Source organism: Nonomuraea sp. H19, assembly GCF_052068215.1.
Taxonomy (GTDB): Bacteria; Actinomycetota; Actinomycetes; order Streptosporangiales; family Streptosporangiaceae; genus Nonomuraea.
In genome coordinates this window covers 45,147-65,252 of the sequence record NZ_JBQHCV010000003.1, presented here as the reverse complement: position 1 = coordinate 65,252, position 20,106 = coordinate 45,147, and the positions used below count along the sequence as shown (strand labels likewise).

The window sequence follows — 20,106 nt, the reverse complement described above, 5'->3', positions numbered from 1 at the left end:
GCAGGTGCCGGGAAGGTCGGTGGGGCGGAATAGACTCACCGGCGTGGCTGGCCGGATCCGTGATGTCGACATCGCGCTCGTACGCGAGCGCTCGCCCATCGCCGACGTGATCGGCGAGCACATCCAGTTGCGCAACGCCGGAGGCGGCAACCTCAAGGGGCTGTGCCCGTTCCACGACGAGAAGAGCCCGTCGTTCAACGTCACCCCCGAGCGCGGAATGTACTTCTGTTTTGGCTGCTCCGAAGGCGGCGACGTGATCACGTTCGTCGAGAAGATCGAGCATCTGTCGTTCAGCGAGGCGGTCGAGCGGCTGGCGCAGCGGGCCGGGATCCAGCTGCAGTACGAGCAGGGCGGCTACGTTCCCCGGCGCGACCACGGCGAGCGGGCCAGGCTGATCGAGGCGCACAAGGCGGCGGCCGAGTTCTACGCCGGCAAGCTGTTCGGGCCCGACGCGGCGGTCGGGCGGCGGTTCCTGTCGGAGCGGGGGTTCGAGCGGGCCGACGCCGAGATGTTCGGGGTGGGCTACGCCCCCGCCGAATGGGAGGCGCTCACGCGGCATCTGCTGGGGCGCGGCTTCACCGCCGAGGAGCTGGTGAAGGGCGGGCTGGCCAAGGAGGGGCGGCGCGGGCCCATGGACCGGTTCCGGGGGCGGCTGATCTGGCCGATCCGGGACGCGACGGGCGATGTGATCGGTTTCGGCGCACGGAAGCTGCTTGATTCCGATGATGGTCCGAAATATCTGAATACGCCTGACTCGCCGCTTTACAAGAAGAGCCAGGTGCTTTATGGGATTGATCTCGCGAAACGGGAGATCTCCAAGCGGGCGCAGGCGGTGATCGTCGAGGGCTATACCGATGTGATGGCGTGTCATCTGGCCGGGGTGCCGACCGCGGTGGCCACGTGCGGCACGTCGTTCGGCGAGGAGCACATCAAGATCTTGCGCCGATTCCTGCTCGACCAGGCCGAATTCCGCGGTGAGGTGATCTTTACCTTCGACGGGGACGCGGCGGGGCAGAAGGCGGCGCTGCGGGCGTTCGCCGACGAGCAGAAGTTCGTCACGCAGACGTACGTCGCGGTGCAGGGTGACGGGCTCGACCCGTGCGACCTGCGCATCAAGCAGGGCGACGCGGCCGTGCGGGATCTGATCGCGAGCCGCGAGCCGCTGTTCCAGTTCGCGATCAGGAGCACGATCTCCCGTTACGACCTGCGCAGCAACGAAGGCAAGATCGCCGCACTGGACGCCGCCGCGCCGATCGTGGCCGGGATCAAGGACGTGGGGCTGCGCAAGCGCTACGCGATCGACCTGGACCGGTGGCTCGGGTTCATGGACGAGCGGTTCGTCATGCAGCGCATCGCGGCCGTCGGCGGGGCGCAGCAGGGCCGCCCGCAGCGCGCCGTCAGGGCGGCGCCGATGGATCCGAGCGTGCGGGTGGAGGGCGAGCTGCTCAAGCTGGCCGTGCAGCGGCCTGCGCTGCTGGGGCCGCGCTTCGACGCGCTCGACCCGCAGGCCTTCACGGCGCCGGACCATGTCGTGCTGCACAGGGTCGTCCTGGCGGCCGGCGGGGTGGCCGACGCCGGGCACGGTGGCCGCGAGTGGGTGGACCGGTTGCTGGAGCACGCGCACGAGGAGGGCGCGCGGGCGCTGGTGACGCGGTTCGCGGTGGAGGCCATCCAGGCCGACGCGCACGCCGAGGAGCGCTACGCCGGCGCCATGCTGGCGGCCATCGAGGCCATCGCGGTCGATCGGGCCATCGCGCAGGTCAAGTCGCGGATCCAGCGGCTCAATCCGGTGGAGGAGCAGCAGGAGTACAACAAGCTGTTCGGGGAGCTGGTCGCGCTGGAGCAGCAGCGCAGGGTCCTGCGCGACCGCGCCGCCGGGAGCTGACCCGGCACCGGCACGAGCGAGGTCGCGGACTCCCGCGAACTTCCCAAAAGATGATCTGTCGCGCCGATGGTTGATAACAGTTCGGCGGCGATCGCAAGCGGTATATCAGGGTGGTTGACCAGGAAACTTGGCGCGGTCCAAACTGCGACAAAGGGGATGGGCAACGACATCCAGGCAGCAAAAGAGATGCGTCCGGCCCATCGGCGTCGCCGGGCGCGTGAATCCTGATCGCGTAATTGACTTTACTTTCCTGATCAATGTTCGGCTAAACCTTATGCCGATCTCAATTCGGTAAGGACGATCGTCTTACCTTCGGTGACAAAAATGGGTCTGCCATTTGATGGAACCAATACTGCAGACTGTCTCCCGTGGGTGCATCGGTGCTGCCAACTAGTGGACCGCCATCGGTAGATCAAGTGGCGGACCTCGTCGCGAAGGGAAGGGAGCGCGGAAGCGTAACCGTCGATGACGTCGCAGCCGCGCTTGACCGGTCCGAGTTGCCGTCCGACGCGCTGGAACGCGTCGTGCGCATGCTCGCCGAGAACGGCGTGGAGGTCCTCGAGCCCCAGGGCGACGAGGAAACCACCCGCGCCGATGAGGAAGACGTAGGCAAGCGGGCGCCGACCAGCGATCTGGTCCGCATCTACCTTCGGGAGATCGGCCGGGTGCCGCTGCTGACCGCTGAGGAGGAGGTGGAGCTCGCCAAGTCGATCGAAGCCGGCCTGTTCGCCGAGGACAAGCTGGCCAACGGGGTCTCGCGTCTGGCCTTCCCGGAGTTCAGGGAGCTCGTGTGGCAGGGCACCCGGGCCAAACAGCGGCTCATCGAAGCCAACCTCAGGCTCGTGGTGTCGATCGCCAAGCGGTACGTGGGCCGCGGCATGCTGTTCCTGGACCTGATCCAGGAGGGCAACCTCGGGCTCATCCGGGCGGTCGAGAAGTTCGACTATACGAAGGGTTACAAGTTCTCCACCTACGCGACCTGGTGGATCAGGCAGGCGATCACCCGGGCCATCGCCGACCAGGCGCGGACGATCCGCATCCCGGTGCACATGGTGGAGACCATCAACAAGCTCGTCAGAGTGCAGCGCCAGCTTCACCAGGACCTCGGCCGCGAGCCGATGCCCGAGGAGATCGCCAAGGAGATGGACCTCCCTGTCGATCGCGTGGTGGAGATCCAGCGCATCGCCCAGGAGCCCGTGTCGCTGCAGTCGCCCATCGGCGAGGAGGACTCCGACCTCGGTGACTTCATCGAGGACGCCGACGCTGTCGTGCCCATGGAGGCCGCGGCCTTCATCATGCTGCAGGATCAGCTCGACGACATCCTCGCCACGCTGTCGGACCGCGAGCAGCGCATCATCCAGCTCCGCTTCGGGCTGGCCGACGGGCATCCGCGCACGCTGGAGGAGGTGGGCAGGGAGTTCGGCGTCACGCGGGAGCGCATCCGCCAGATCGAGTCGAAGACCCTGGCCAAGCTCCGCCATCCGACGCGTGCCCAGATGCTGCGGGACTACCTGGACTGACCCCCTTCGAAGCGGGCCGGGGCGGCACGAGCCCCGGCCCGTTCGCACGTTCAGGAACAGCCCTCGAACTGCGGCACCGCGATCGCGGTCAGGTTCAGCCCCGACGTGCCGAACCACTTGTCCAGCAGCTTCGCCGCCGTCCCGTCCTGGTACATGTCGGTGATCGCCCGGTTGACCGCCTCGCAGCCCGCCACGTCGCCCTTGCGCAGGCCGACCCCGGTCCGCTGCTCGTTGAACTGCGCGTTGGCCAGCCGCAGCCCCGAGCCGTCCTGCTTGGCCAGCCCCGCCAGGATGACGTCGTTGGTGGTGACCGCGTCCACCTGCCGGCTCTTCAGCGCCGTCAGGCACGCCTGGTAGTCGCCGAACGGCACCACCTGCGCCGCGACCTTCCGCTCCGTCACGACCCGCTGGGCGGCGTTGGACCCCTTGATCTCGCAGATCCTGCGGTCCTTGAGATCGCGCACGTTGTCGATCCGCTCGTCCGGCCGCGTCAGGATGTCCTGGTAGGAGATGTGGTACGGCCCCGCGAACAGCACCCTCGCCTTGCGGTCCTGGCTGATGGTGTACGTCGCCACCACCATGTCGGCCTTCCCGCTGATGAGCACCTTCTCCCGGTCGTCAGCCAGCACGGGGTGGAAGGAGAAGCCCTTGCCGAGCTTCCCGGCGACGTAGCGGGCCACGTCCACGTCGAAGCCCTCGAACGTGTCGCCGGACTTGCGGAACCCGACCGAGGGCAGGTCCGGACGCACCCCGATGACCAGGCTGTCCTTGTCGACGATCGATTCCGCCCCGCCGGTCCCGCAGCCGGCGACCATCATCGCGACCACCACGGCGGACACCACCGCCAGCACGCGCTTCACCGGTACTCCTTGAGTCGTGGCCATACTCCGGCGATCACCAGCACGCCGATCCCGCCGATCGCGAACGGGAGCAGCACCCACAGTTCCTTCAGCGCGCTCTCGCCGGTGCTGATCGCCCGCTCGAACGAGTCCTCGTGCCGGCCGGCCAGCGCCACCAGCGCCCGGTCGTAGGCGTCGAACGAGGCGGCGACCGGACCGAGCCGCGCGGCGACCGCCTCGTTGGTCCGCCCGCTCGTCACCAGCTCGCGGAAGTCCTGGTCGGCGGCCTGGAAGCTGCGGTACGCGGCCAGCGCCGCGGTGCCCTGCCTGCCGACGAGCTCGGGCCCGAGCAGGCCGAGGAAGTCCGTCGAGCCCTTGATCACCTTGTCGTGGTACGTGTCCAGGTTGCCCGCCTCGAAGTAGATCATCGACAGCGACTTGTCCAGGTACGTGTGCTCGTAGGTGTCGGCCCGCTCCTTGTCCAGCAGGTAGCGGCTCTGGTCGCCCTGCATGCTGTTGCTGATCGCACGGGCCTTGGCCAGCGTCAGCATCGGGTCGAAGCCGGCCGTCTTGGCCTCGTGGAGCGCCTGCTGGTCCCGCCCGAGCTCGGCCTCCGCGAAGATCAGCGCCGCGGCGGTCATCAGTGTGGCCGCCATCAGCGCCGGCCCGAACACCCGCCGGAAGCGCCTGGCCAGGAAGATCTGCAGCCACAGCAGGCAGCCCAGCATGATCAGCCCGGCCACCATGACCGCGATCCGCAGGAGCGGCACCATGAGCGCCTTTTCGTCATACGTGCGGCGGACGATCGTGCCGCTCTCCAGCGTCAGGTTGTAGGCCTGCGGCAGCAGCTCGCGCCGCATCAGGTCGGTCGCCTGGCGGTAGGTGACCACCACCTCCTCGGGCGGCGGCCCGGGCGCGTGCCCGGCGCGCTCGTCGAGCAGCAGCGCCTGCCCGGCCAGCCGCTCGTACCTGCCGAGCCCGTCCAGCACCGACTGCACGGTCCGCCGCTCGGCCGGGTTGTCGCCCGCCAGCTCGAACGCCTTCAGCAGCGCCTGGTTGGCCTCCGACCGGCGCCGCTCGTACCGGGCGACGGCCTCCCGGCGCTGCTGCGCGTACCCGTTGCCCATCACCAGCGCGTTGGCGACCTGCGCGTCCATGTCGCTCAGCGCCAGGTAGAGCCCCGCGGTGGCGACCACCTGCGGTCCCGCGTCATGCCCGATGACCTGCAGCCCGTCGCGGGCGGCCGAGCTGCCGGCGACCAGCGCCGCGAGCAGCAGCGCCAGCGAGGCGACGGTGACGCCGGAGATGACGCGGATCCTGCCGGGAACGCTGCGGCGTACGGGTAACGGGGCGCCCCGGGTCTGTACCAGGGTCACGGCGTGCCCTCCCTGATGGTGATGACGGTCCACGCGCCGAGGTGGATGCGGTCGCCGGGACCGATCCTGACGGGCACGTTGACCTTGAGCGGCTTGCCGTTCACCTGGGTGCCGTTGGACGAGCCGGGGTCGACCAGCGTCCACGAACCGTCCGGCTGGGCCAGCAGCACGGCGTGCAGGTGCGAGACGCCCGGGTCCTCGGGCGGCCCGGACAGGTCGATCTCGGGCGCCAGGTTCCTGGCCTTGCTGCGCCGCCCGATGCGTACCTGCTCGCCGTACAGGCCGAACGAGCGCTCGGGGCAGTACGGCGGGAACGCCACCGCGTCGGCGTCGGGACCGCCTTCGGCGATCACCTTCTCGTAGTAGACGCGGTCGGCGGCCGTGACGGCCTCCCACCGCGCGCCGGTCGCCGGGAGCGGCACGGCGGCGCCGTTGTCGCTGTAGTCGTGGCCGCACACCTCGCAGAACTGCCCGGCGCGCGGCGTCCGGCAGACCGGGCAGCTCTCCGCCGGCTCCGCGACAGGGCTCTGTTGTGCCTGGGGCGAGGGCGCGGCCGTCAGCTGGGCGCCGCACACGTCGCAGTAGTCGTCGGCGCCGGACGCGTGCCCCTGCGGGCAGGTCGCCATCAGTTTCCTTCCTTGCGCAGCCTGCTGGTGCGCACCGAGCCGGTGTCGAGCTCGATCTCGTCGGCCTTGTCGACGTTCCTGCGCAGCCTGGCCGTGCCGGTCGCGGGGTCGACCTCGACCACCTTCTCCAGCAGCCGGGCGGTGTCCTCCCGGCCCGACTCGGCGGCCAGCTCCCTGGCCCTGGCCAGGCGCGCGGTCGCGGTGTCCACGTCGCCCATCGCGCGGGCGCCGAGCCCTTCCTGGATCAGCTCGTGCAGCTCCGCCTGGCCGGTGTAGTGGGCGACCTTCCCGTTGATCCGGGTGGACTGCGCCAGGTCGTCGGTCCACTGGGCGAGCACGTTGCCGCTGGCCACGACCTCCTGCGTGTCGGGGCGTACGAGCTTGACCCAGCCTGCCCTGATCTCCTGGCCGATCTGCCCCTGCGGCACCTCGACGCAGATGTGGTACTCGCGCTCCTCCGCGCCCCACGAGCCGGTCGGGTAGTCGCCGGTCAGCGGGTTGACGTCGGTGCGCTTGCCGGTCAGGTCGAGCAGGACGGGCGAGACCTGTTTGACGAACTTGAGCCGCGCGGTCTGCGGCACCCACACCCGCAGCGACAGCTCGGCCACGGTCTTGCTCATCGACGTCTGCGTGAGCCGGCGGAAGTAGTCCGGCAGATCTCCCTGGTCGCGGACGAAGTCGAACGTGCCGAGCAGCGCCTCGGCCACCTTCCGCAGCTCGGCGGGCACCCAGTCGGCGCCCACGCCCAGGCAGTCGCACACGAACTTGCCACTCCAGCCGGCCAGCACGGAGTCGAAGACGTCGGCGCGCTCGTTGTTCTGGCCGTCGGTCATCAGCAGCGCGTGCCGGACCGCCGACGGGTGCCCGGTCAGCAGGTGCCCGGCCAGCTTCAGCCACTCGCCCATGGCGGTGCCGCCGTGCGCCAGCAGCCGGCCGATCGCCCCCACGGCCTCGGCCCTGGTGGCCGGGGTGGCCTTGACCAGGTGCGGCCGGCCGCCGGGATACACCATCTTGGCCTGGTCAGTGCCGGCGATCACCGCGAAGTGCACGCCGTCGCGCAGGGTCTGCACGGCGGTCGCGGCCGCCTGCCGCGCCTCGCGGATCTTGCCGCCGCTCATCGAGCCCGACGTGTCAATGATGATCACTTCGGCGGCCTCGGCGGACACGGCCTGCGTGGTGGCGCCGCCCGTGGAGCCGACGGTGAGGATGGCGTGCACCTCACGGCCGTCGAGGGGGAGGTACTTGTTCTGGTCGATGTTCAAGGTGAAGGCGGGCTGGTCACTCATGCGCATCTCCTAGGGGGATCACGGCAATGGTCACGTTGTCCTGGCCGCCGGAGTCCAGCGCGTGCCGCAGCATCTCGCGGGCCATCTCGAGCGGGGTTCCCGTGCTGGGGAAGGAATAGCCGGCCAGGTAGCGCCACAGGCCGTCGCTGCAGACGAGCAGCAGCCCGGGCTCGGTCGGGGCGAAAGTCCGTACGTTGAGCGCGACGTCCTCCGCGTCGGCGCCCAGCCAGGCGGTGATCTCACCGGTCTCCACCGCGTCGTCCTCGGTCAACAGGGTGCCGCCGGGCAGCCAGTAGGCCCGGGTGTCGCCGGCCCAGCCGAGCGTGACCCGGCCGGACTCGACGACGGCGGCGACGTAGGTGCAGGCAGGGGCGTCGTGCACGGAGGTCGCCAGCTTGGCCACGGCCCGGCCGGCCAGCTCGAACGCCTCCTCCTGCGGCAGCCCCCTGGCCAGCGCGGCGGCCGCGGTCTCGACGGCCACCGCGGACGCCTCGTCGGCCCGGGGCGAGCTGCCCACCCCGTCGCAGACCACGGTCACGATCGTGTCGCCGGACGCCAGCAGGGCCATCGCGTCCTCGTTGCGGCTGCGGCGCAGCCCCTTGTCGGTGACGGCCGCCGCGCCGCCGTCGAGCACCGTCTCCGCGTGGTCCCTGCCGGTGGGCTGGCGCAGGCCGCACCGCTCGCAGTAGCCCTCCGCGTCGACGGCCGCGGCCCCGCACGAGGTGCACGCCGGCGCGTCCAGCTCATGGCCGCACGCCTCGCAGTACGTGTCACCGGCCAGCACGGGCGCTTCGCAAACCGGGCAGCATCTCATACCCACGTCCTCGGTCGTACGGCATTGGCCTGGTCGATGAGGGCGTGGCGGTCCTGGCGGGAGTCCGCCGCGTGGGCCAGCCTGCGGTAGATGGACTCCAGCCGCCTGCGCAGCTCCAGCTCGGTGAACGGCGCGCCGGCCAGCTTCAGGCCCGGCGGCGGGGAGTTCGTGTCGAGCCAGGTCAGCCCGCCGTGCAGCAGCTCGGCGATGATCAGGTCGCGGCGGTGCGGGTCGAGGTCGGCCAGGTTCGCCAGCCGGTCCGCCGCCGCCACCAGGTCTCCCGGAGCCAGCGCGGCCGGGTCGGGGCGGCGGGCCGCCGAGGCCGCCAGCGCGATCTGGGCCGCCACCCGGTAGCTCGACGTGGCGGGCACCTCGTCGAGCGCGCTCATCCTGCCCGTCCTGGCCAGCCCGAACGCCGCGCTCACGAAGGCGCGGTCGGTTCGCCAGACGGTGTCGTACCAGGAGGAGGCCGGCCGCCCGGCGCACTCCAGCGCGAAGGCCAGCGCCAGCTTGGGCGCCGGTTCGCCCGGCAGCATCGACAGGCACGCGTCGAACATCGACACGGCCACGTCCACCTGCCGGGTGGTCATCGCCAGCACCCCGCGATACCAGGTGACCCGCCAGTCGCCGGGCAGCTCCGCGGCCAGCTCGTTCAGCGCGTCGGGCGTCTCCGCCGCGCCCTCCTCGGCCAGCAGCCTGACCCTCATCAGCGTCGTCTCGGGAGTCTTCGGCATCGCGGCGAGCTGGTCGATCAGCTCCCTGCCGTCCCGGCCGAGCAGCCCCGCCAGCGCGCCCGCGGCCGGATCGGCCGGGTCGACCAGCGGCACCGGCAGCCCGCGCGCCGCCAGTGCGGGATCGAGCGGCGTGAACACCTGGCCGCCCTCCTCCGACAGCGCTGTCCCCACCGCTGCGCGCTCGGGCCCGAACAGCGTGGAAAGAGCCGGGTACGGCACCCCGTCCTCGAGGGCGCACACCTCCCGCAGCACCCCGACGAGCTGCTCCTCCATCTCCCACGCGCTCTGGAACCGCTCGGCCGGATCGACGGCGGTCGCCTTGCGCAGCAGCCTGGTGAACGACGGGTGCCCGCAGTCCTGCGGCAGCGGGGCCTCCTTGCCGTTCACGACCGGGTTGAACCCCGAGATGGACAGCACCGCCAGCGTCCTGGCCACGGTGTAGAGGTCGCTGGTCACCGATGACGGGTGGGTTTCCAGCTCGGGAGCGTGGTAGCCGCGGGTGGCCCATGACGTGCCCGGCGGCGAGCCGATGGGCTGCACCGCGCCCAGGTCGATCAGCTTGAGCCGCTTGCCGACCCTGATCACGTTGGCCGGTTTGAGATCGCAGTAGACCAGGCCCTGCTCGTGGAGGTAGCCGAACGCGTGCAGGATCTCCCGCCCGTACAGCAGGGTCTCGCGCAGCGGCAGCGGGCCCTGGCGGCGCAGCTCGTGCAGCGACGGGCCGCCTACGTACTCCATGACGATGTAGCCGAGCCCGGCCGAGCGCTGGAAGTTGAAGATCTTGACGATGTTGGGGTGGTCGACCGTGGTGAGGAACCTCCGCTCGGCCTCCGCCGCCGCCAGCGCCTCGGCGTCGTTGGTGTTGAGCAGGCCCTTGAGCACCACCCAGCGGCCGTCGAGGTTCTCGTCGGCGGCCAGGTAGATCCAGCCGAGCCCGCCGTGCGCCAGGCAGCCGAGCACCCGGTACTGGCTTGCGACCAGGTCGTCCTTGCCCAGCTTCGGGGTGAAGGAGAACTGCGTGCGGCAGTGCGGGCAGAACCCGTCCGTCAGCCCGGGCCGGCCCTCCCTGCCGCGCCCGACCGGCTTGCCGCACGCGGGGTTGGCGCAGAACCGCTTGTCCTCGGGCACCTCGGGATCGGTCATCACGGCGTTGGCCGGGTCACGGTAGGGCGCCGACGGCAGGTCGGCGATGGTGGCCAGCACGCCGGCCCGCGACCTGCCGCTGCTGCCGGTCGGCGCGGTCGCCGGCCTGCTCACCGGATTGGTGTGCGGGGACGAAGGCTCCGCCCGCAATGGAGCGGAGGACCGCGCGGCAGGCGAGCTCTCCGCGGTGCCGCACAGATCGCAGTAGCCCTCCTCGATCGTGCCCGTGCAGTCCGGCTGCGCGCAGCGGGTCATGGCTTACCTCCGTGTATCGCGCGCTGGTAGGTCTCGACGGCCGCCGCCGCCTTCGTCAGGTCGCAGGGAGCGCTCCACAACAGGACGCGGGCCCGTTCGAACAACTCGGACGCGGCCGGGTCCTCCGCCATCCCCTTCCGCACCGCCATCACCTGGCAGGCGCCGAGCCGCCCGCGCAGCTCGTCGCGCCGGCCGACCAGGCCGTACAGCGCCTTCGCGGCGGCCCGCGCCTGGTCGGCGGCCTTGCGGGCCTCGCTCTCCAGCTCCGCCAGCCGTTTGGCGCGCAGCACCCAGCGGTCGGCCGCGGCGTCGAGCGCGTCCAGCCGGTCGGCCAGCGCATCCACCCCGCTGCGGGGCTGGGCCTGCGGCGGGAGCGCGATCTTGACGACGACCGCGCCGTGGGCCAGCCTCGCCTCACTCTCGGCCGCCCGTACCCGGTCGAGCGCCGCCACCAGGTCCTCGCGGCGCCTGGCGTACTCCTCCTTGACGACGATCGCCAGCTCCAGCTCGGTGAGCGTGGTGGCCAGGAGCCTGGTGAGCCGGTCGAGGTCCGGCTCGACGGCCGCGCCGAGCGGGTCCTCGACCACGGCGGCACGTAATCGCTTCAGCTCGGCCGCCGGCGCGTCCAGCCCGGCGTCCTCACCGAGGTCGCGTTCGAGGTCGTGGATCCTGCGCAGGTCGCCGTCGGCGGCGTCGAGGAGGGGCAGGAGAGCGTTCCACACCGCGTCGATGTCGTTGAGCGCGGAGGTGACGTCCTGGAAGGCCGCGTCCATCCGGGCCACGGTCTGGGCGAGGGTCAGCCGCTCGTCCGCCTGGGGGAGCAGCGAGCGCTGCTCGACGGGCTTGGCGGCGGCCCGCAGCACCACGGAGGCGCCGGCCAGCAGCTCGGTCAGCTCGGCGAGCTGCTCGGCGCCCAGCCTGCCACGCGTGGCCCTGAGCTGCTCGGCGTCGCGCAGCACGGCCCGGTAGGCGTCGTTGAGCAGCCACAGCGTGGCCAGCGACTCGTGTGCGGCGGCCCAGCGCCGCTCGGTCGCGCCGCGTAAGGATGCCCCCTTGAGTAACTGATAAGTGGTGTGGGATTCGAGATCGAGCAGGTCGCCGGAGATGCGGTCGCGTTCGTCGGCTCGAGCGCGCAACGCGTGCTCGACGCCTTCCCTGCTCATTGGTGGTCTCAGGCTCATCACGCTCCCCCGTGAAGAGGCCCCCCGATGCCCCGTTTATACCGGCTCAACGGAGGGGCTGAGCGGTTAAGTTCCTTTAGCTCGGGGGGACCCTGACTTGTCCCTGATTCAACCCTGTGTCACCTGCAAACCGCTTAAAAGATCTCTTACCGTTGCAGACATGGGACGCATACTTCTGATCATCGCGGCGGTCGTCGCCGCACTCGTACTGCTCGGCCCCCTCGTCGGGTTCGCGCTCTGGCTCCTCAAATGGGGGCTCGTCATCGGCGTCGTCGCCGCCGGCGTCATGCTCCTGACGAAGTGGGCCAAGAGGACATAGCTTCCTGAGGGATCGCCAGGCATAGTTGGGTGATGGAGGCGCGGCCGGCGATCGACGATGCCGCGCTCGGGCGCGAGGCTCTGGCCGTGCTCGAGGCGAACTGGACAGGCACGGGCACCGTGCCCGCGCCAGGCCTCTACCCGCACCAATGGAGCTGGGACTCCGCCTTCGTGGTCATCGGGCTGGCCAGGCACCGCCCCGACCGGGCCCGCGAGGAGCTGCTCAGCCTGCTGCGCGGCCAGTGGGCGACCGGGATGGTGCCGCACATCGTCTTCCACACGCGCGAGGCCTACTTCCCCGGGCCGTCCGTATGGCGCTCACAAGAGCACGCGGCCGCGCCGCACGTGCTCACCTCCGGGCTGACCGCGCCGCCGCTGCACGGGCTGGCCCTGTGGTGGCTCTACCGGCACACCGGCGACGAGGCGTTCGTCAGGAAGGCGTACCCGGCGCTGGTCGCCCAGCACGAATACCTCGCCTCGGCCCGCGACCTCGGCGGCGCGGGCCTGGCCGCGATCGTGCACCCCTGGGAGTCGGGCATGGACGACAGCCCGGCCTGGGACCAGCCGCTGGCCGCGCTGCCCGCCATCAGGTACGGCTACCGCAACGTGGAACTCGACGAACGCCACCCCGACAGCGACCACGACCGGTACGTCTGGCTCGCCATGCGCTACCGCGACGCCGGATACAGCGCCGGATACCTGCGTGACGAGCATCCGTTCGCGGTCGAGGACCCGATGTTCAACGGGATCTGGCTGGCCTCCTGCCAGGCGCTGGCGAAGCTGGCGCCGCTCGCGCACGCCGACCCCGTACCCCACGTCGAGCAGGCCGAGCGGATCAGGCAGGCGATGCTCGACCGCCTGTGGGACGGCTGCTTCTACGCCAGGGACCTGCGGACGGACCGGCTGATCAAGGTCTGCACGGTGGGCGGGTTCGCGCCGCTGCTGGATCCCGGGCTGCCGAGCGAGCAGCTGCAGGCCGCCGTGGAGCTGCTGGAGTCGGCCAGGTTCATGGGGGCCACCGGCTATCCCGTGCCGAGCTGCGAGATCCGCTCCGCCCAGTTCGACCGCACCCGCTACTGGCGCGGGCCCTCGTGGGTGAACACCAACTGGCTGCTGCGCAGCGCCGCGGCCGTGCACTCGCTCGACCACCTCGTGCAGCAGCTCTCCAACTGCACCCTCCGCCTGGTGCGGCAGGCCGGCTTCCGCGAGTGCTTCGACCCCTTCGACGGCAGCGGGCGCGGCTGCCGGGACTTCTCCTGGAGCGCGGCGCTCACCCTCGACCTGCTCGCCGATACCGTGGTGGAATGAGTTTTTTCCGCCGACTGCCCGCCGACGTGCGCAAATCCCTCGAGACCGAGCCGGGGGAGCGGGTGCTGACGTTCGCCGCCTCGGACGAAGGTCATGTGGTGGCCACGAATCTGGCGCTGTTCCTGTCCGATGGGAAGCGGGTGCCGTACGAGGAGATCGACAAGGCGGCGTGGGACGAGGACGGGCTGCGGGTCCTCGCCGTGGACGGCACGTGGCACTTCGAGCGGATCCCCGAGCCGCGCCTGCTGCCCGAGACCATCCGGGAGCGGGTCAACTCCACGATCGTGGTGAACAAGCACGTCAGCCTGCCCGGCCGGGGCGGCGTGCGGCTGGTGGCCAGGCGCCGCCCCGGGGGTGAGGTGCTCGGCTGGACCCTCGTCTTCGACGACGGCCTCGACCCCGAGGACCCCGGCCTGCGCGCGCAGGCCGAGCAGGCCCTGGAGGGCTTGCGCCGCAGCATGGGCGTGTGACGTCCGCCTCAGTAGGGGATCCCGCTCTCGCGGGCCTTCTTCTCAGCGTCGTCCTCGGGCCAGCCGGTCCCGTGGTCGTGTTTGTGGTCGTCGCCGCTCAGGAAGGGGATCCGGTGCTGCAACGTGTCGCCCACCCGCGACCTGGCCATGCCCGCGTATTTCGACGCCTGGGCGCCGACCACGCCCGCGATCTCCTGGACCCTGGGGTTGTCGGCGACGCGCTGCGCCGTCCGCTTGATCTGTTCGTACCGCTCGCGTCCGGCCCGGCTGCCCAGCACGTAGCCGACAGCCAGACCAACAGCGAATGTCATCCGATAACGCATTTCGCACCTCCGCTGTCTCCGGGCCTACCCCGCTTACGATGCGACACGCACTCCAGGAGTGCGCTAATCTAGTCCTGCGCTCAACGGAGGGGCCAAAAGCCCCGGTCGCGAGCACAATGTTCGATCCCGCGTAGCTCAACGGCAGAGCAGCCGGCTGTTAACCGGCAGGTTATAGGTTCGAGTCCTATCGCGGGAGCTCTTTCGAGCTTGGGAACACACAGGTCAGGCCCCCTTCCTAGATCAAGGATCGGGGGCCTGAGTCGTTCCGGGAGCCAACAAGGGAGCCACTACCCAGTTTGGTCACCGTTACCGAAGACAACGTCCATGGTCTCAGCTCCATGGACGATGATCGGCCTAATCTGGTGCCGGTAGACGGTTTGCGTGGTGTTCGGTGTTGAGTGCCCGACGAGATCGGCGATGCGTTCGACCGAGACATCCCCGTCGCTCAAGATTAAAGCGGCCCCACGGGGGCCGCACGCGCCGCCGTCTCGGCACGCCGCCGCCTCCCGCTGACGCTCCCGGCGGACGGCTAAAAGCACGCCGGACGGCTGGCGCGGACGAGTGGAGGGGGCCGCCGTGCGACGGTACAGATCTGATCACAGGGGAGCGCACTTCTCCGGTCACGGGGCCGACCTGGTAAGCGCACGCGTGCGCGGTCACGGTGCCGGCCTTACTGCCTGCCTCCGGCGGGGGCGCTCCGGCTCCGGGCAGCCAAGATCGTTCCCTTCCCGTCTGAGTGGGTTGGCGTGGAAGCCTGCCCGCCTGCCGCCGTCCCAGGGCAAGCCCTAGCAGACCAGCCGCGGGGCCGCCTTCGCTCCATCACGGCCCTGGGCGCCGGGCGCGCGACCGGGGGCAGCCCCGCGGCTGGCCCGCTACCCCTACGGATGGGACGACGGCAGACGGGCAGGCCAAGGGTGATGCTGGCGGGAACATGCGCATCCTTCGTAAGCCGTCGCCAACGTATCCACGACATACCAGAAATATACCGCCGCACTCTATGGTTACATCCACAACCTTGGCAGGACATCCAGGATGCTATCCGGTGATTGTCGGGTGTTCACTCGACATTTATTCGGCCATCGTTGAACTAGCCTCTAGTATCAACTTCAAGGGAAGGCGTTTTGTGAAGCGATTCTTTACGATTGCCATGCTGGCAGCAGCGACGTGTTTGACGCTGACGGTCAACACGGCCCCGGCCAGCGCAGATACTTTCGTGAAATACTACCCCTCTAGTAAGGCGTGCTACAAGGCCGCCAAGATTATGAACGCGCTCACTATCGGGAAAACGAAGTACTATTGCTCGTCCAATTCGCGCCTCGCCATCTATAAAGTGATGCGTGTGACGAAATAGTGCGGTTGTCTGGCCAGACAACACATGTGCTCAATCGATCCCCTCGGATGCTTCACACCGAAGCGATCAGAAGTCGCTGCCGGTAAGCGGCCAAGTGACAAAGTGAGTGACACCAAGGGTGCCCAGAGTGACCCGGCGGCACACTACGATGCACATGAACAGACGGATTGACCTGGCAATACGCAAGGTGGAGCGATCAACTCGAATGCTTCGCATCGAAGAAGTCAGGATGGTTGACAGCCCGACGGAAACGTCTGAGGCGTGATTGGCCGAAAGGTCGAAGGGGAGCCAGACCGGGAGCCACCCACGATGAACTCGCCTGGACAGGACTGAACACCACTGACCGGCACGACCTCGCGCCTGAATCAGCACGAACTGATCAACATCACGAGATTCTGGTTCGAGTCCTATCGCGGGAGCTTTGCTAGAAGCTGTGTTGCCACACCAGGCCCTCTTCCTTGATCAAAGGAAGGGGGCCTGAGTCGTGCCGGGAGCCAACAAGCGAGCCACTACCCGACTTGATCAGAGACCGCCACTTCAGGCGGCCCGTGCGAGCCGGTCCAGCGTGCGCTTCAGGGCCGACTCGCCGTGCTTGAACACCGGCTGCGGATCCACCCCTGCCGGGCCCTGCCATCGCAGGTAGACGGCGATCGCACCTCCGTACGGCTACCGCTACATGAGCATAAGAGTCGCGATAGCCGGAAGTGGCGGTCGCCTTCGGGTGACGCGCGGCGAACCGCTCGATCTCCCCCGTCCACTCCCCGTGCCGGAAGGCCGTGACCGACGGCGCGATGCCTTTCGCGTTGGTTTGCTCGCTGTGGACGAATCCCGGGTCGGAGTATCCACAAGGGTCCGGCGGCAAGCCGATCGAGAAGCCCTTATCGTGCAGCCAGGCCCGCCGCACCTGCTCGGCCTGCTGCTCGTCACGGGCCAAAGACACCATCTCGTGCACGGCGACCTCGCCGACCAGCGAGCGCTCCACGGAGGGTACGAAGCTCGGAAGGCGCTCTCTGGACGACACGGCGCTGCAGGACATGTCGCTGCTCATCGGCGGGCCCGACCCCTGCTCCCGGAACTGGCGCGGCTTGCCGGGTTCCGGCCAGACCTTCAGCTGCTTGCCGTAAGCGCCGGGATCGGGCAGGGCACGGACCACCCGGGTCATCTGGTCCTGAGCATGCGGCGCGGTCACGGCGCCGTCGGCCACGGCCAGCACGGACTCGGAGACCTGCAGCCCTGTCTCGGCCCAATCAGGGTCGGGGGACCCGAAGCTGCCGCGAATCTCCCAACCCAGCTCGACGACCCACGCGCCCTTGTTCACCACCAACTGCCCTGTGGTGAACGGCTTGTAGAAGAACGGGTCATCGGTGTCGCTCCCGTTCCGCCCGCTGGTGATGACCTGCACGCCCGACCAGCCGCCACGGTTGAAGGCGGACACTGTGGTCTCCCCTCCATCCCCTCACCCAGGGTGCCGCTCGCCGGGCCCGCGCAGCCACGAGCCACTCCTGTGGCCTGGGCCACCAGGCGAGCCGCTTGCGCCGCGTCGGGCATCAGCATGAACCGCGCGTGGACGGGCGGGTCGGTCTTCAGATGAGCGACCAAGGCGGGAAATGCCTGCGGCTCGGCGGGTGCCTGGGAATCAAACGTCCCCAGGCACAGCTGGAAGACATCACCCACTGCGGGGTAGGGCGTCTCACCGCGCAGCTCGAACTCGCGCAACTGACGCGCGACCTCCTCGACCGAGCGGGCGGGCTCGGTGAAACGCGGCAGTTCCGCCGAGGCACTGCACCCGGTCAGCACCAGCACGACGACGACGAGCAAGATCCGGCTCATACGAATCAGACGGAGCCCGCCGCCCGAAAGTTCAACGCCAAGCTCGACGTGGGCCGCCGCCAGGCGACCGGGCAGCCCCGCTACCCCATGGGTGCGACGACGGCATACAGGCGGGCGGAGAGGCGCATGCGTTGTGTCTTCATCCTGAAAGCGCAAGTGGGAGTGGCAGACGGGTGTCCACCGCCGATCAGAACATTCCGCCGACATGCCAACGCTCTCTAAGGTCCTTTGTCAGACAGCGAGTCAAGCAAAGGGAAAGCGATCATGGGAAGCTCTTGGATTTAACGCGGCGTGACCGCCGTTGCTATGGCGGGCATCACTCTGCTGGGCGCAACCCCCGCATCGGCGGCGAGCTACTGGAATTCAGAAGTGCCACCCAACGCGACATCGGTGGGCACTGTGACGGAGAAGAAGGTCACCATAGGTGGCCGCACATTCACGATCCAACTTCGCTCGGGGAAATACGGCAATCTCAATTATTTCTGGGCTCGCGCCCCCAAGGATTCCGACGCGTCTGGTGTGATTCTCATCATTCATGTCTACAACATCTCGACCAAGAAGTGGGAATCACGGCACACGAGTCTCAACAAAAAGACGGCCTACACTGACGCGCACCGATCCATACACAAGTTCGGGTACAAGGCCTGCGCGAAGGATTCCGGCCTCGGCGGGAACGCGCCCGTGTGCACCGGCGCCCGATTCGTCTGATGACCTGATCGCAAGCGGCGGCTGAAATCCGCCAGCTGGCGCGATCGCCCTGGCGCTAATGCGCCGCCCGGCACCGGTCGCAGAGGCGTGATTGGCCGATCGGCCGAAAGGGAGCCACCTCGAGTGAACTGTCCTGAACCGGTCTGAACTCGATCGGCCGGCCGACATCGCCGCTGAATCAGAGTGGACTGATAACGGCAAGAGCCTGGTTCGCGTTATCGCGGGAGCCATCATCGAATGCCCTCTCCCAGACGCTGGGGAGGGCCTTCGATTTATGCGGGCCATATCTCGCTGAAGAATTCTTCGGCTGTCTTAAGTCTCGCTTCAGGCGCGCGGGGTCACTCTCGGGGTTGTCCAACCACCTCCAGAGGGAGATCCCATGTTGCAGCGACGCCTCGCCATCGCCGGGACCGCCGCGGTGCTCGGCCTGGCCTGCCTGGCCGGGCCCGCGCTCGCCGACGACGGCCCCGTCAGGGTGCACGGCGAGCCAGATTTCCACGGCGGCACGCTGACGTGCTGGATGAGCGACGGCAAGGTCGTGGCCTTCTCCAAGTCCAAGGTCGACGAGTTCATCGACGACCACGTCATCGAGCCGGCCGCCGAACTCGTCACCGAGGACGGCGTCACGTCCGTCCCCGCCCACCGGCTGTCGATCAGCGTTCCCGCCAGGGAGCTACCGCGCAAGATCGGCAAGAAGTGGCGGCACCGCCGCGTCGTCCACCTCACCTGCGTGTGGGACGAGCGCCTGGCCAGGTAGACGGCATGTGCCCCCGGTCCGGCCGGGGGCACATTTCACGCTTTGTAATGGGACGCTCACTCAATTTCGATTTGGCGTGACAGGCCGGACGCCGCGGGGGAGGATGGGAGGGCCGGTCCCCTGGGCCGGAGCCGCGGGAAATTGTGATGGAGGCGAGGAAGGGCGCCACCACCAGGACGTGCCGCCGTACCCGGAACACGGCGGGGCGATCCGATTATGGAGAAGTGCTGGTTGCCGCGTGCCTACCTGGATCAGGTCCCTGCGTCCCCTCGATGCGCTCCCCGTACGGACATTGTTCGAGCGAACCACCGACCTGCGTGAGGCGGAGCGCTTCATCAGGCTCTTCCACGCCGAGAACCCCTCCGTGGGCGGTCTGTACGCCCGGCTGCGCGACGTCGCCAAGGACGTCGCCCGTTGCGGGACCTACACGCACACGTTCGAGGAGCTCGAGTTCGGCGCCAGGGTGGCCTGGCGCAACAGCAGCCGGTGCATCGGCCGGCTCTACTGGCGGTCGCTGCGGGTGCGCGACCGCCGGGACGTGAGCACGGCCGAGGGGGTCGCCCTCGAATGCGTCGCCCACCTGCGCGAGGCCACCGCCAACGGCAAGATCAGGCCCACCGTCACCGTGCTGGCGCCCGACACCCCCGTCCTGCCCGGCCCCCGGATACTGAACGACCAGCTCATCCGCTACGCCGGGCACCGCACCCGCGACGGCCGGGTCATCGGCGATCCCAAGAACGCCGAGCTCACCGACCTGGCCAAGGCCATGGGGTGGCGCGGCAGGTCGTCCGGCCGGTTCGACGTGCTGCCGCTGATCATCCAGCCCGCGCTCGGGGATCCGCTCCTGTGCAACCTGCCCGGGGACGCCGTGCTGGAGGTGCCGCTGGTCCACCCCGAATACCCGTGGTTCGAGGAGCTCGGCCTGCGCTGGCACGCCGTACCGGCTATTTCGGACATGTGCCTGGAGATCGGCGGCATCTGTTACCCGTGCGCGCCCTTCAACGGCTGGTACATGGGCACCGAGATCGGCGCGCGCAACCTCGCCGACACGGGCCGGTACGACCAGCTCCCGGTGGTGGCCCGGCGGCTCGGCCTGGACACCTCCACCGAGCGCTCGCTGTGGCGGGATCATGCGCTGGTGGAGGTGAACGTCGCGGTGCTGCATTCGTTCGAGCGGGCGGGGGTGACGATGACCGATCACCACACGGAGTCCCGGCGCTTCCTCACCCACCTGGCGAAGGAGGAGAAGGCGGGGCGGGTCTGCCCGGCGGACTGGTCGTGGATCGTGCCGCCGCTCTCGGGCAGCGCCACGCCGGTCTTCCACCGGTACTACGACGCCAGCGTCCTCTACCCCGCCTTCGTCCACCACCGTTGACCCCTCG

The 20,106-nt window shown here is 69.2% G+C and carries 19 protein-coding genes and 1 tRNA gene; 11 read left to right on the top strand and 9 right to left on the bottom strand.

Features of this window, described 5'->3' with window-relative positions; all coding sequences use genetic code 11:
• The first annotated feature begins 43 nt into the window (after window positions 1-43).
• Window positions 44-1,885: a DNA primase gene (dnaG, locus tag ACTMTI_RS07025; protein ID WP_441118931.1), complete on the top strand. Its 1,842-nt coding sequence runs from the start codon at window positions 44-46 to the stop codon at window positions 1,883-1,885.
• Between the two features lie 416 nt (window positions 1,886-2,301).
• Window positions 2,302-3,405 (top strand): RNA polymerase sigma factor RpoD, encoded by a 1,104-nt coding sequence (rpoD, locus tag ACTMTI_RS07020; protein ID WP_441118930.1) that lies wholly within the window; start codon window positions 2,302-2,304, stop codon window positions 3,403-3,405.
• Between the two features lie 50 nt (window positions 3,406-3,455).
• Here rpoD and ACTMTI_RS07015 read toward each other — a convergent pair whose 3' ends face one another.
• Genes ACTMTI_RS07015 through ACTMTI_RS06985 form a run of 7 tightly spaced genes read right to left on the bottom strand, consistent with a single transcriptional unit; the run spans window position 3,456 to window position 11,641 of the window.
• Window positions 3,456-4,265: a transporter substrate-binding domain-containing protein gene (locus tag ACTMTI_RS07015; RefSeq protein ID WP_441118929.1), complete on the bottom strand. Its 810-nt coding sequence runs from the start codon at window positions 4,263-4,265 to the stop codon at window positions 3,456-3,458.
• Entirely contained in the window at window positions 4,262-5,620 is a 1,359-nt protein-coding gene (locus ACTMTI_RS07010) for a hypothetical protein (RefSeq protein WP_441118927.1), read from the bottom strand. Before ACTMTI_RS07010 ends, ACTMTI_RS07015 begins: the two co-directional genes overlap by 4 nt.
• Window positions 5,617-6,246 carry an FHA domain-containing protein gene (locus tag ACTMTI_RS07005; protein WP_441118925.1) on the bottom strand — a complete coding sequence of 210 codons (630 nt, stop codon included), beginning with the start codon at window positions 6,244-6,246 and terminating at the stop codon, window positions 5,617-5,619. The genes ACTMTI_RS07010 and ACTMTI_RS07005 overlap by 4 nt, the downstream gene beginning before the upstream one ends.
• Window positions 6,246-7,532: a vWA domain-containing protein gene (locus tag ACTMTI_RS07000; protein ID WP_441118924.1), complete on the bottom strand. Its 1,287-nt coding sequence runs from the start codon at window positions 7,530-7,532 to the stop codon at window positions 6,246-6,248. Before ACTMTI_RS07000 ends, ACTMTI_RS07005 begins: the two co-directional genes overlap by 1 nt.
• A complete protein-coding gene (locus tag ACTMTI_RS06995; RefSeq protein ID WP_441118923.1) occupies window positions 7,525-8,316 on the bottom strand; it encodes a protein phosphatase 2C domain-containing protein in 792 nt (263 codons plus the stop codon). The genes ACTMTI_RS07000 and ACTMTI_RS06995 overlap by 8 nt, the downstream gene beginning before the upstream one ends.
• Before the next feature lie 26 nt (window positions 8,317-8,342).
• Window positions 8,343-10,478: a tetratricopeptide repeat protein gene (locus ACTMTI_RS06990; RefSeq protein ID WP_441118922.1), complete on the bottom strand. Its 2,136-nt coding sequence runs from the start codon at window positions 10,476-10,478 to the stop codon at window positions 8,343-8,345.
• Window positions 10,475-11,641 carry a hypothetical protein gene (locus ACTMTI_RS06985; protein WP_441118921.1) on the bottom strand — a complete coding sequence of 389 codons (1,167 nt, stop codon included), beginning with the start codon at window positions 11,639-11,641 and terminating at the stop codon, window positions 10,475-10,477. The genes ACTMTI_RS06990 and ACTMTI_RS06985 overlap by 4 nt, the downstream gene beginning before the upstream one ends.
• Before the next feature lie 178 nt (window positions 11,642-11,819).
• On the opposite strand from ACTMTI_RS06985, the gene ACTMTI_RS06980 reads away from it, so the two are divergent.
• The 3 genes from ACTMTI_RS06980 to ACTMTI_RS06970 are packed head-to-tail and all read left to right on the top strand — an operon-like array spanning window position 11,820 to window position 13,755.
• Window positions 11,820-11,978 (top strand): hypothetical protein, encoded by a 159-nt coding sequence (locus ACTMTI_RS06980; RefSeq protein ID WP_441118920.1) that lies wholly within the window; start codon window positions 11,820-11,822, stop codon window positions 11,976-11,978.
• A gap of 32 nt (window positions 11,979-12,010) precedes the next feature.
• Window positions 12,011-13,285 (top strand): amylo-alpha-1,6-glucosidase, encoded by a 1,275-nt coding sequence (locus ACTMTI_RS06975; RefSeq protein WP_441118918.1) that lies wholly within the window; start codon window positions 12,011-12,013, stop codon window positions 13,283-13,285.
• A complete protein-coding gene (locus ACTMTI_RS06970) occupies window positions 13,282-13,755 on the top strand; it encodes a hypothetical protein (RefSeq protein ID WP_441118917.1) in 474 nt (157 codons plus the stop codon). Before ACTMTI_RS06975 ends, ACTMTI_RS06970 begins: the two co-directional genes overlap by 4 nt.
• 8 nt (window positions 13,756-13,763) lie before the next feature.
• Here ACTMTI_RS06970 and ACTMTI_RS06965 read toward each other — a convergent pair whose 3' ends face one another.
• A complete protein-coding gene (locus ACTMTI_RS06965; RefSeq protein WP_441118916.1) occupies window positions 13,764-14,078 on the bottom strand; it encodes a YtxH domain-containing protein in 315 nt (104 codons plus the stop codon).
• Window positions 14,079-14,202: 124 nt separating this feature from the next.
• Between ACTMTI_RS06965 and ACTMTI_RS06960 the strand changes: the two genes are divergently transcribed.
• Window positions 14,203-14,274: transfer RNA gene (locus ACTMTI_RS06960), tRNA-Asn, on the top strand.
• 927 nt (window positions 14,275-15,201) lie between these two features.
• Window positions 15,202-15,429 (top strand): hypothetical protein, encoded by a 228-nt coding sequence (locus ACTMTI_RS06955; RefSeq protein ID WP_441118914.1) that lies wholly within the window; start codon window positions 15,202-15,204, stop codon window positions 15,427-15,429.
• Window positions 15,430-15,853: 424 nt separating this feature from the next.
• On the opposite strand, the gene ACTMTI_RS06950 is transcribed toward ACTMTI_RS06955, so the two are convergent.
• Window positions 15,854-16,864 carry a hypothetical protein gene (locus tag ACTMTI_RS06950; RefSeq protein ID WP_441118912.1) on the bottom strand — a complete coding sequence of 337 codons (1,011 nt, stop codon included), beginning with the start codon at window positions 16,862-16,864 and terminating at the stop codon, window positions 15,854-15,856.
• A gap of 128 nt (window positions 16,865-16,992) precedes the next feature.
• Here ACTMTI_RS06950 and ACTMTI_RS06945 point away from each other — a divergent pair, with 128 nt between their 5' ends.
• The 4 genes from ACTMTI_RS06945 to ACTMTI_RS06930 all read left to right on the top strand — a co-directional run bounded on the left by ACTMTI_RS06945 (window position 16,993) and on the right by ACTMTI_RS06930 (window position 20,099).
• The gene (locus tag ACTMTI_RS06945) at window positions 16,993-17,481 is read left to right on the top strand and encodes a hypothetical protein (protein ID WP_441118910.1); all 489 of its coding nucleotides are present in this window, start codon (window positions 16,993-16,995) and stop codon (window positions 17,479-17,481) included.
• A gap of 69 nt (window positions 17,482-17,550) precedes the next feature.
• Window positions 17,551-17,967, top strand: coding sequence for a hypothetical protein (locus ACTMTI_RS06940; protein ID WP_441118909.1), 417 nt, complete (start codon window positions 17,551-17,553; stop codon window positions 17,965-17,967).
• A 379-nt stretch (window positions 17,968-18,346) separates the two neighbouring features.
• On the top strand, window positions 18,347-18,724 hold the full coding sequence (locus ACTMTI_RS06935) for a hypothetical protein (protein WP_441118908.1): 378 nt from the start codon (window positions 18,347-18,349) through the stop codon (window positions 18,722-18,724).
• 292 nt (window positions 18,725-19,016) lie between these two features.
• Window positions 19,017-20,099 carry a nitric oxide synthase oxygenase gene (locus tag ACTMTI_RS06930; protein ID WP_441118906.1) on the top strand — a complete coding sequence of 361 codons (1,083 nt, stop codon included), beginning with the start codon at window positions 19,017-19,019 and terminating at the stop codon, window positions 20,097-20,099.
• Window positions 20,100-20,106 lie beyond the last annotated feature (7 nt).